Raw genomic sequence first — 11514 nt, 5'->3', positions numbered from 1 at the left:
GCGGTGTGTCAGTCGACATCTGTATTGCCTGACACACCGCTTTCGCGAGCAAGCCCGCTCCCACAGGGTTTGCGCAATTATGCTTAAATGCCGCCCCCCACAAATGACCGACCCGACCCGATGAACCCTGAAGCCCTCGCCACCCTCGACCAGCACCTGCTGACTGCCCTCGCGGCCGCCCCTGCCGAAACCCGTCGCCTGTTCCACGGCCGTGGCCGCTGCTGGCCGGGGTTGGAGCAAGTGACCGTGGACTGGTTGCAGGGCGTGGTGCTGGTGGCGTTGTTCAAGGAGCCGGAGGCCGGGCAACTGGAAGACCTGAAGCAGCGGCTGATGGCGATCACCCAGTCTGAACAGTGGGCAAAATCCGGCGCCCATACGCTGTTGCTGCAACATCGCTACCTGCTGCAAAGCACCACCGAATGGCTGCTGGGCGAAGTCATCGAAGAAATGACCATCACCGAGGGTGGCCTGAAATACCGGGTCGACCTGGGCCGCAAGCAGAACACCGGGCTGTTCCTCGACATGCGCTACGGCCGCGACTGGGTCCGCGCCCATGCACAGGGCAAGCGGGTGCTGAACCTGTTCGCCTACACCTGCGGCTTCTCGGTGGCGGCCATCGAAGGCGGCGCGAGCCACGTGGTCAACCTCGACATGTCGAGCCCGGCCCTGAGCCGTGGCCGCGACAACCACCGGCTCAACGGCCACGACCTGGGCAAGGTCACGTTTCTCGGCCACGACCTGTTCAAGTCCTGGGGCAAGGTAATCGGCAAAGGCCCGTACGACCTGGTGATCATCGACCCACCGTCGTTCCAGAAAGGCAGCTTTTTGCTGACCAAGGATTACCAGCGGGTACTGCGTCGCCTTCCGGAATTGCTCAACCCTGAAGGCACGGTGTTGGCCTGCATGAATGATCCGGCGTTTGGGGCGGACTTCCTGATCGATGGCGTGACCCGTGAGGCGCCGGGGCTGCGGTTCGAGCAGCGGCTGGAGAATCCGCCGGAGTTTCCGGATGCGGATGTCGAGTGTGGGCTGAAGGCGTTGGTGTTCAAGCTCGGCAATTGAAAAGCAAAAGATCGCAGCCTGCGGCAGCGCCTACAGGAAATACAAAACCCTGTAGGCGCTGCCGCAGGCTGCGATCTTTTGATTCTAAGGGCGTGTTGCTAAACCAGCCACCGACGGATGCCTTCCCTCTCCCGCCACCTCATCAATCTGCGCCATGCTCAAGTGCGCGGTTTCCCTCAAGAAGAACGAGCAGACCGCGACAATCGCCAGCGCCACCGATCCGTACACGGCTACACCCACCGCATTGTGATGGGTGGCAATCAGGATCGCCGTGGCCACGCTCGACGCCGTACCGCCGCCAAGTGCCGCGCCGATCTGGTAGGCGGCGGACATCCCCGAATAGCGCATCTCCCGGGGGAACTGCTCTGCGAGAAAGGCCGGAATCGGCCCCTGTGTCGCTCCCATGAACGCGCCAACCGCGATGTAGGCCAGGGTCGATACCAGCAGGCTTTTCATGCCGACCAACGGGAAGAAAGCAAAGAACCCGACGGCCATGATGACTGCACCGAGGATCATGACCTTGCGGCGGCCGATCCGGTCGGACAGCAGGGCAAACAGCGGCGCGGTCACCACGATGGCCACCGACAACGAAAAATCGAAGATCAGTGCATCGGTGCTGCCGTAACCGATCTGCGTGGCGTACGACAAAAAGAACGTGCTGCCGATGTAGGCAATGGTCACGTAGCCAAACGCGATCCCGGTGCACAGCAGCATTTCTTTCGGCCGCGCCCGCAGTGCCGCGATCAGTGGCATACGCACCGGCGTCTTGTGTTCGACGCGCTGTTCAACTGTTTTTTGCAGCCGCGCATAGAGTCCGATCAACACCAGCACGCCGCCCAGCCAGAATGGAATGCGCCAGGCGAAATCGGCGAGATTGTCGTTGGAGGCGACACTGACAATGCCGAACACGGCCGCGCCGAGGATGCCGCCGATGCCGATCCCCATGCTGGTGAAACTGCCCCACAACCCTCGTCGACCGGGCGGCGCCGACTCGATGCCGAACAGCGCCGCCCCGCCCCACTCACCACCGGCGGCGAAGCCTTGTATCAAGCGCAACAACACCAGCAGTGCCGGTGCGGCCAGGCCGATTGACGAATAGCCCGGCAGGCAGCCGATCAGCAAGGTGCTCAAGCCCATCAGCAACAGGGTGATCACCAGCATTTTCTGGCGGCCGATCCTGTCGCCGTAGTGCCCGAACACCATGCCACCCAACGGCCGGGCAAAAAAGCCCGCACCAAAGGCGCCGAAGGCAAACAGCGTGGCGGTCAGCGGGTCCATCTGCGGGAAGAACACCTTGGGAAACACCAGCGCCGCCGCCGTGCCGTAGATGACAAAGTCATAGAACTCCAGCGCGGTGCCCATGCCAGAGACGAAGAAGGTTCTGAGGGCGGACTGCGAACCCGCCGGGGAATGACCGTAACTAGCCATATCGAGTGCTCTTTTTGTTGTTATGGAGGACGTCGTTTCAGAAGCGCTGAAAGCCGTCGCGGGCCAGCAGCATCGGGTTGCCGGCGGCGTATTCGAGGACCGCGTTTTCGCTGTCGATGCCGATGGTCAGCAGGGTTTCCCAGCGCTCGGTGGCCGGCAGGCTCAGGTCCGGATGGAAACAGATCGGCGCCTCGTCGCCGGCGTCACCACACATGGCCGCTGCCCGGCGATTCAAGTCGCCATGGATCATGCCGACCCGCGCCGCGTTGACATGGGCCAGGCGTGCGTAGGTGGTCGATGCATCCGGCGTTCGCTCGCCAAGGCTCAGCACCGGGTCAAGGAAGTGATTGGTGTGGGTGATCCAGCCGTCTTCGCCGGGCAGGACCACAGCGATGCCGGCGGCGGACATTTCAATGCTCGCCGCCCGTGGCGCCGTATCACGGTTCGAGAACACGGTCAGGACGGTCGACGCACTGACCCGCGCCGACCGCGCCAGGGCAATGGCCTCTTCAACGCTGGTCGCCTCCTCCAGGATCCGTCGGGCAATGGCGTGCACCGGCACGCCGGCTACCGCGTTGTCGCTGGCGTGGTGGAGGATGTTGAAGTGCAGCCCGAGGCCGGCGCTGTTCACGCCGATCTTGCCCAGCATGCCGAACTCGGTGAACAGCTTGACGGTCATGCCGGAAGGGTTTGTCAGTTGCAGCAGCATGCCGTGGGGCACCAGCGAGTCGTGCCAGTCCCAGGTCTGGAGGGTCCTGGGCGCATCGGCCCCCGCCGGCGCGAAGACCGCTGTCGAGCATTCGCCCTCGAGAGAGGCCGGCATCACCGCGAGGATTTCCGTGCGGGCGTTCAGGCTCGCCAGTTGCCACAGGGGAATCCCGGCGCCTTCGGCCGTGGCATGCAGTTCCTGGGCCAGGCTCGGGCTCCAGTCGGTGAGTGCTTGCAGGCTGGCTTCGCCCAGGGCGCGCACCTGCTCGGGCGCCACGCCCACCTGATTGAAAAAGTCGAGATAGAGCGCCACCGTCTTGCCGATTTGCGCCGCCCAGGTTTCGCCGATTTGCTGGCCTCGGATCTGTGGGTTGTGGGTGTCGGTGACGAAGCAATGCAGTTTCACGAGCGGTGTTCCTTTTTTGCGTGGGTATTCAACCTGTGGGAGCGGGTTTGCTCGCGAAGGCGGTGTGTCAGTCGACATCTGTATTGCCTGACACACCGCTTTCGCGAGCAAGCTCGCTCCCACAGGGTTTGTGTGTTCTGGTGGATCGGGTTCAGGGTTTAAGGGCAAAAATCTCGCGGCCGGCGAACCAGGTCTGCAGCACCCGGGTATCGCGCAGGACCTCGGGCTTGACGGTGAAGACATCACGGTCGAGGACGATCATGTCGGCCTGTTTGCCCGGCTTGAGCGAACCGATCTGTTCTTCAAGGCGCAGGGTGCGGGCGGCGTTGAGGGTGTAAGCCTGGAACATGGTCTGGCGGTCGATGTCTTCGGCGGCGTTGAGCACACCTTTGGGGCCGGTGCGGCTGACCGCCTGGTAGATCGCCTTCCACGGATCCGGCGTGGTGATCGGCCAGTCGCTGGCGCCGGCAATGGTCGCGCCGTGCTTGAGCAGCGAGCGGGCCGGGTACGAATACATGAAGGCCATGGCGCTGACATAGGGCTTGACCAGGTCCATGCTCGACTCATCGGCCATGGCCCAATACAGCTGCATCGAGGCAATCACGTTGAGGGTTTTGAAGCGGGCGAATTCCTTGGGGTTGACCATTTGCAGGTGCGTGATGGAGTGGGGAATCCCGCTTTGCCGATCCTTGCGCGCCTGTTCGATGCCGTTGAGCGATTCACGCACCGCGCGGTCGCCAATCGCGTGGATATGCACCAGCCAACCACGGGCGTCGGCAGCGCTGACCAGCTCGCCGAAGTGCGCCGGGTCGATCAGCAATTCGCCGGATTTTTTCGAGTCCTTGTAGGGCTCCAGCATGGCGGCGCTTTGCGCCGGAACTTCCGCCACGCCGTCGGCAAAAATCTTGATGCCCGGCAGGGTCAGGTTGGGCACGCCGATAAACTGCTGGCGGACCTTGTCCAGTTCATCGAGATCGGCCGGTGTGGCTTTCGAAGCGGCCATCAGCAATGCGGCCACATGCGCAGTCAACTCGCCGCGTTCGGCCAGCGCCTTGTAGATCGGCAACACCCCCAGCGATTGATTGTTCACATCGCCACCGGGAATTTCATTGGCGATGGGGTCCATCCAACCGGTGATGCCCAGGCTTTTGTAATAGTCGAGTGCTGCTCGCGCGCCCGCCATCAATTCCTCGGTGGTCGGCGCTGGCAGCAGGGCCTGCACCAGGTACAGTCCGGCGTCGACCAGGAAGCCATTGGGCCGTCCATCGTCGTGATGCCCGATCGTGGCCTGCTCTTCGTCCTTCAACGCCTTGACCCGCGCGGCGTCCACACCGGCACGTTGAAGCATGGCCCGGTTGGCCCACCCCGTGTGCAGGTCCCAGCCCAGAAAGAGAATCGGCGTGTCTGCCCATTCGCCCTGATTGAAGCGCTGCTCAAGCGCCTCGACCTGGCTCCAGTAGGTCGATGGCAAGCCGCCGACGCTGAGGATGTCACCGCGTTTGGCCTTGCCGTCTTCGCGCCACTGACGCAGGCGTTTTTCCAGCTCGTCGAGCGCCAGCAACTCACCGTCCAGATTGGCCTGACGCAATTGCAGGCCGCCCTTCACCGTGTGCGAGTGCGAGTCGATAAACCCTGGCATCAGCACCTTGCCGCCCAGGTCGACGATGCGCGTGCCCGGCTGTTTGAGCCGCAGCACCTGGGCATCGGAACCCACCGCCGAAACCTTGCCGTTCTCCACCGCGATGGCCTGCTGCAAGGGCTGGCCGGGTTCGGCGGTGTACACCCTGGCGTTGTGCAGGATGAGATCGACAGCGGCCATACTTTCCATCGAGGAACAGGCCAGGACAAGTGACGCGGCCAGGGTCAGAATCTGTTTCATGGGCGGCTCTTTATTTTTGTTGGGCTGTAGCCAAGACTATCCAAGCCGAATCGAGAACTGAATGCCTGCTCCCGCACAACTTCTGTGCCTATCAGGAATAGATAAATGGATAAAATGAGTGCCCTGACCATGTTCGTCGCCACCGCCGAACAGGGTAATTTCAGCCGCGCCGCCGACCTGCTCGGCAAGACCCCATCGGCTTTGACCAAGGCCGTGGCTCAACTGGAGGAAGAGCTCGGCACGCGCCTGTTCGACCGCACCACCCGGCGCATGGCGCTGACCGAAGCCGGTCGCATCTACCTGGAAGGTGCACGCCAGGCGCTGATGCAACTGCAACTGGCCACCGAGGACGTGGAGCAGTTGCAGCATGAACTGCGCGGCGACCTGCGGATCACCGCCCCGCCCTCGTTCGCGCCGGCTTTTCTGAACCAGGTGTGCTGTCGCTTTTTGACCGCGTACCCGCAGGTCAAACTGGAAGTGGACCTGAGCGATAACTTCGAAGACCCGGTGGACGGCGGCTACGACCTGGCCCTGCGCGACGGCCCCATCGACCTGCCTGGCGTGATCGCGCAGCCGCTGGTGGAAAACCAGGTGTTGCTCTGCGCCAGCCCGGCTTACCTGGCGCGCAAGGGCGAGGATGTTTCACTGGAGAACTATCAGCAGCACGACTGGCTGATCTTCCGCCACCCGCTGCTCAACCGGCATTTCTGGTGGGTCAAGCAAGGCGAGCAACGGATTCGGCTGACACAACCGACGCCACGGGTGGCCAGCGACAACTACGACTTTCTGCTGGCCTGCCTGCTCGATGGACAGGGCTTGCAGTTCATTCCGCAGTGGAGTGCCGCGCCCTATCTGGCGCGTGGCGAACTGGTCGACTTGATGCCGCAGTACTGGCGTGAACCCGGCGCGTTCGGGCCGTGGATCTACGTGCTGTACCTGGCCCACCGGCGCAACACGCGCAAGGTGAAAGTGTTCATCGAATACCTCAAGGCGCATTGGCAGCAACAGCAGGGCTGAAGACCGCATAGCGCCCTACGCGAGCAGGCTCGCTCCCACAATGGAATGCAGTTCAACTGTGGGAGCGAGCCTGTTCGCGAAGGCGACGCCTTGGTCAACCACTCAATCCGGATTAACGCGGCTGCAACACCAGCGCAAACAACTCGCCATGCCCGTTCACGTTGAGCTTGTGATAGAGGTTGCGCCGGTGCACTTTCACCGTCTCCGGGGAGATGCCCATTTGCTGGGCGATGGCCTTGCTGGAGAAGCCCTGGAGAATCAGGCGCGCGGTTTCGATTTCCCGCACGGTCAGGCGTGCGTCGAAGCGATCGAGCAAGGTCGCCAGGTCACCCGCCGGCGGTTCGGCGACCGGCCCTTCCGGTGGCAGCAACTCCAGGTGGCGGCGCATCGCTGACAGCACCCAGTCACGCACGCACAGCAGGCGCCCCTGATCCTCAAGGCCAAAGCGCGTCGAACGCCCGAGGGACAGGCCGAGCACGGCGCCGTCGAGGTTGACCATGAACTGCAACTCGTCCCCACCGACCACGGTGCTGAAGTAGCTCAGGTAGTACTCGCTGTGCTGGAACTGGTCGGGGGCCACCGATTCGAGGCTGTGCAAGCCGTCGGCGATGCCGGCGCACACGGCTTGATAGAACGGATCGAGCAGGTACATGCCGGCACGGTAATCCGCCAGTTCTTCCTGCTCGGCACTGTTGCCCTTGGCATCGAAATCAATCAGCAGGCGCGGCACGTGACCCGGGCGCATCAGCGCCACCAGCGCGTTGTCCAGCGGCACCAGCAGCCGCAGGGTATCGACCAGCGCCCGCCAGAAACCGTCCCGCCCCACCGTCGTGAAGACCCGCGCCAGCCCCTGGTGCACCGGCAACTCTTTCAACAACGCGTCCACGCACTACCCCTTTTGAGTAACCCATGATGGGAATGGGTGAAGGCCACCCCGGTCGATACGCTGCAAACTCCTGATTACCACCGGCCGCAACAGGCCAGGAGTGCCGCATCATGAGTCGTCACCGCTTGTATTTCAATCTGGGGTTTGGCGCCTGTCTGGCGGTGTCGTTGTCGGCGCAAGCCGTCGAAGCCCCGACCGTGCACGTGTACAACTGGTACGACTACATCGGCCCCACGACCCTGCAGGACTTCAAGCGTGACACCGGGATCGCGCCGGTCTACGACACCTTCGACAGCGCCGAAGTGCTCGAAGGCAAATTGCTCACCAGCCGCAGCGGCTACGACGTGGTGGTGGCCAGTAACTTCAGCCTGCCGACCCTGATCAAGGCCGGTGCCCTCGCCCCATTGCCCCGGGCGCAGATGCCGGACTTCAAGAACATGGACACCGATCTGCTGGCGAAACTGGCCAGTAACGATCCGGGCAACCAGTACGCCGTGCCGTATCTTTGGGGCACCAACGGCATCGGCTACAACATCGACAAAGTGCGCGCGGTACTGGGCGACAAGGCGCCGGTGGACTCCTGGGACCTGGTGTTCAAGGAGGAGAACCTGGCCAAGCTCGGCGAGTGCGGCGTGGCCATGCTCGACTCGCCGTCGGAGATGCTGCCGGTCGCCCTGCACTACCTCGGCCTGCCGCCCAACAGCACCAACCCCGAAGACTACAAGAAGGCCGAAGCGCTGCTGCTCAAGCTGCGGCCGCACATTGCCTACTTCAACTCGTCGAAGTTCATCAGCGACCTGTCCAACGGCAACATCTGCGTGGCGGTCGGCTGGTCCGGCGCCATGCTCGAAGCCAAGACCACCGCCGAGCAGGCCGGCAACGGCGTGAAGATCGCCTACAGCCTGCCCAAGGAAGGCGCGCCGGTGTGGTTCGACACCCTGGTACTGCTCAAGGACGCCCCGCACCCGGAACAGGGGATGGCCTTCATCGAATACCTGATGCGCCCTGAAGTCATCGCCCCGGTCAGCGACCACCTCAACTACCCCAACGGCAACCGCAGCGCGACCACGCTGGTGGCCGAAGCGACCCGCAACAACCCGGCTGTCTACCCGTCAGCCGAAGCCATGGCCACCCTGTTCACCCTCCAGCCCCTGCCGCCGGCGACCGAGCGCGTGCGCACGCGAATCTGGAGCAAGGTCAAGAACGGTCAATAGCAAGGACACCGCATACCCCTGTGGGAGCGAGCTTGCTCGCGATAGCGGTGGATCAGTTGCCATAGATGTTGAATGTAACGACCCCATCGCGAGCAAGCTCGCTCCCACAGTGTCCGTGGTGCCCAACAAATATTTTTTCTGCCACGAATCGAAGATGAGAAAACCCATGAAACCACGCGCCCGCGACTTGAACATCCAATTCGGCCAACTGCAACCCGGTCCGCTCAATGCCATCACCGACGTCCCCGGCGTGCGGATCGGCCACTGTGACGTACGAGGACGCACGGCCAACGGCCGCGACATCCTCACCGGCGTCACCGTCATCGAGCCGCGTGCCGGGTCCACCAGTCAGCAACCGTGCTTTGCCGGCGTGCATGTACTCAACGGCAACGGCGATGCCACGGGGCTGGAGTGGATTCGCGAAGCGGGCTTGCTGACCAGCCCCATCGCCTTCACCAACACCCACAGCCTGGGCGTGGTGCGCGATGCGCTGATCGTGGTCGACCGCGAGCAGCAAGCCGATGACGGACGCCTCTACTGGAACATGCCGGTGGTGCTGGAAACCTTCGACGGCTTGCTCAACGACATCAACGGCTTTCACGTGAAGCCCGAACACGTAGCCCAAGCCGTGCGCTCGGCGGCGGGTGGCCCGGTGGCCGAAGGCAATGTCGGCGGCGGCAGCGGCATGATCTGCCACGAATTCAAGGGCGGCATCGGTACCGCGTCGCGACGTTTGAACAGCGCCCAGGGCGGCTGGACAGTGGGGGCGATTGTCCAGGCCAACCATGGCATCCGCAACGAACTGCGCGTCGACGGGTATCCGGTCGGGCGCTATATGGAACAGGTCGATTCGCCGTTCCTCAAGGCCTCGCTGCCCCATCCGGGCATGGGTTCGATCGTGGTCTGCCTGGCCACCGATGCGCCGTTGCTGCCGCACCAGTGCACGCGCCTGGCCCAACGGGCCAGCCTCGGCCTGGCCCGCACCGGCGGCGGCAATGAAGACCACAGCGGCGACATCTTCATCGCTTTCGCCACCGGTAACGATCACGTGCCACCGGCGGCCTACGAGAGCAAGAAAGCGCCGACCACAAACAACCTGAGCATGGTCAACAACGACCACATCAGCGAGCTGTTCCTGGCCGCCACCGAAGCCGTGGAAGAAGCCATCATCAATGCCCTGCTCGCCGCCGAAACGGCCGAAGGCAACGGGCATGGGGTGCCGGGGCTGGATGCCGAAACCCTGCTCGAGGCGTTGCGCCGCGCCGGCTGGCCGGGGGATGCGACTAGTGGTACTTGAGTGAAACACTCGGTCTTTTTAGGATGAACTTACGCAGTCGCTTGCCTGGCAAGCCGCTGCGTAGGTGGTGAGTGATCTGAACCCCTACCAAGCTCACCGCCTGCTTCATGCGCATCTTGAGCCTCAAGGGCTCTACTTCCTCCCCATCAAAGAGCTTTGAGGCTCTTTTTTTGCCTCTGAAAACCGACACAAATCACTGTGGGAGCGAGCCTGCTCGCGAAAGCGGTGGGTCAGGCAGCATTGATGTTGGATGTGACGCCGTCTTCGCGAGCAGGCTCGCTCCCACAGGGAAAAGTCATTGTGTTTCGGGGGCGCACAACGACCGCCACGCCGCCTGCGCCAGCATGTCCCGGTACGCCCTCGGACTGCCCTTGACCCGGCCCGACAGCCACGCGCGGCAATAACTGTCTGCCTGGCCGATGATCAGCGACAGTATCAGCTCCGCCGGAAAACTCCCCAGCTCATGGCCCTGTGCCCCCAGCCACTCCAGCAACTGCTTGTTGCGCGCCTTGTTGCGGGTGGCGAGTTCATCCTTGAACGGCCCCTTGGTGACGGCAAATCGCGCGTGGTACTGGAACCGCGCCCACTCCGGCTGGCTATCGACCCAATCCACATAGCTGTGCACCAGCGCGTGCACCCCCGCCTGCGTGGTTTGTGCATCCGCCAGGTAGCTGTCGCGCAAACGGGCCTGGTCATCCAGGGCGGTAAAAAACAGCGCCGCCACCAGGCCTTCCTTGTTGCCGAAGTGGTGATAGATGGCGCCGACACTGGTATCGCATTCGGCGCGGATCATTTCGATGGTGGTGGCCTCGATCCCCTGTTCGTTGAACAGGCACAGGGCCTTCCTGAAGATGTCGCGCTTGAGTTCGGCGCGTCGTCCGGGGTAGCAGCGTTCGAGCAGATCGGCGGTATCCATGCTGAAAAACAGTCCGCAAAAGTCATGGGTGGAGGCTGGCGGTTGCCAGCGAACAAGTGCCGCTAGGTTGACAGATTTCCTTTCAGCAGAATACTGTTCCGTAACAGAACATTATTCTGTTGCGGAAGATTGTTCTGCAAACCGTCATCCTCAAGAGGCAAAAAAATGAGTCAGTTCCTCAGCATGTTCAACAGCGCAGGGCCGGAAGCGTTCAGCAAATTGGCCTGCCAGGTGGCGCCCTACTTCTCCACCATCAACCCGCTGGTCCAGGATTTGCGCAAAGGCTCGGCCACCGTGCAGGTGCCGTTTGCCCGGGAGATCACCAATCATTTGGGGACGGTGCATGCGATAGCGATGTGCAACGCCGCCGAGCTGGCCGCCGGGATGATGACCGACGTGTCCATTCCTGCCGGCGCGCGCTGGATTCCCAAGGGCATGACCGTCGAATACCTGGCCAAGGCAAAGAGCGATGTGACGGCGGTAGCCGAAGGGGATGCAGTGGACTGGACCACCGAAGGCGACAAGATCGTGCCGGTGGACATTCACGATGCCGAGGGCAAGAAGGTGTTCACGGCGCGGATTACCATGAATGTGAAGCTGGCCTAAACGCTGACCGCAGTTAAATGTGGGAGCGAGCCTGCTCGCGAAAGCGGTGGGTCAGGCAGCATTGATGTTGGATGTGACGCCGTCTTCGCGAGCAG

10 protein-coding genes are annotated in these 11514 nt (G+C 62.8%); 5 read left to right on the top strand and 5 right to left on the bottom strand.

The genetic code is table 11. The features are described from left to right. Window positions 1-120 precede the first annotated feature (120 nt). Entirely contained in the window at window positions 121-1062 is a 942-nt protein-coding gene (locus tag AC07YV_RS28980; RefSeq protein ID WP_102702756.1) for a class I SAM-dependent methyltransferase, read from the top strand. An 84-nt stretch (window positions 1063-1146) separates the two neighbouring features. Here AC07YV_RS28980 and AC07YV_RS28975 read toward each other — a convergent pair whose 3' ends face one another. From AC07YV_RS28975 to AC07YV_RS28965, 3 genes are all read right to left on the bottom strand, one after another. Further along, entirely contained in the window at window positions 1147-2490 is a 1344-nt protein-coding gene (locus tag AC07YV_RS28975; RefSeq protein ID WP_102702755.1) for an MFS transporter, read from the bottom strand. A 37-nt stretch (window positions 2491-2527) separates the two neighbouring features. Further along, a complete protein-coding gene (locus tag AC07YV_RS28970) occupies window positions 2528-3604 on the bottom strand; it encodes a C45 family autoproteolytic acyltransferase/hydrolase (protein WP_102702754.1) in 1077 nt (358 codons plus the stop codon). Window positions 3605-3755: 151 nt separating this feature from the next. Next, window positions 3756-5483 (bottom strand): amidohydrolase, encoded by a 1728-nt coding sequence (locus AC07YV_RS28965; protein WP_102702753.1) that lies wholly within the window; start codon window positions 5481-5483, stop codon window positions 3756-3758. 105 nt (window positions 5484-5588) lie between these two features. Between AC07YV_RS28965 and AC07YV_RS28960 the strand changes: the two genes are divergently transcribed. Beyond that, window positions 5589-6500, top strand: a complete 912-nt coding sequence (locus AC07YV_RS28960) for a LysR family transcriptional regulator (RefSeq protein ID WP_102702752.1) — start codon at window positions 5589-5591, stop codon at window positions 6498-6500. Window positions 6501-6612: 112 nt separating this feature from the next. Here AC07YV_RS28960 and AC07YV_RS28955 read toward each other — a convergent pair whose 3' ends face one another. Continuing rightward, window positions 6613-7386: a helix-turn-helix transcriptional regulator gene (locus tag AC07YV_RS28955; RefSeq protein WP_102702751.1), complete on the bottom strand. Its 774-nt coding sequence runs from the start codon at window positions 7384-7386 to the stop codon at window positions 6613-6615. A gap of 110 nt (window positions 7387-7496) precedes the next feature. Here AC07YV_RS28955 and AC07YV_RS28950 point away from each other — a divergent pair, with 110 nt between their 5' ends. Further along, the gene (locus tag AC07YV_RS28950; RefSeq protein ID WP_102702750.1) at window positions 7497-8600 is read left to right on the top strand and encodes an extracellular solute-binding protein; all 1104 of its coding nucleotides are present in this window, start codon (window positions 7497-7499) and stop codon (window positions 8598-8600) included. Between the two features lie 166 nt (window positions 8601-8766). Then, window positions 8767-9897, top strand: coding sequence for a DmpA family aminopeptidase (locus AC07YV_RS28945; RefSeq protein WP_494990390.1), 1131 nt, complete (start codon window positions 8767-8769; stop codon window positions 9895-9897). A gap of 295 nt (window positions 9898-10192) precedes the next feature. Here AC07YV_RS28945 and AC07YV_RS28940 read toward each other — a convergent pair whose 3' ends face one another. After that, a complete protein-coding gene (locus AC07YV_RS28940) occupies window positions 10193-10813 on the bottom strand; it encodes a TetR/AcrR family transcriptional regulator (RefSeq protein ID WP_102702840.1) in 621 nt (206 codons plus the stop codon). A gap of 165 nt (window positions 10814-10978) precedes the next feature. On the opposite strand from AC07YV_RS28940, the gene AC07YV_RS28935 reads away from it, so the two are divergent. Then, complete coding sequence (locus tag AC07YV_RS28935) at window positions 10979-11419, top strand: hotdog fold domain-containing protein (protein ID WP_102702839.1); 441 nt, start codon at window positions 10979-10981, stop codon at window positions 11417-11419. Window positions 11420-11514 lie beyond the last annotated feature (95 nt).

It is taken from the genome of Pseudomonas sp. GW456-E7 (assembly GCF_059424105.1).
Note: the sequence above shows the minus strand (reverse complement) of the source record. Positions and strands in the feature narration are given on the sequence as shown.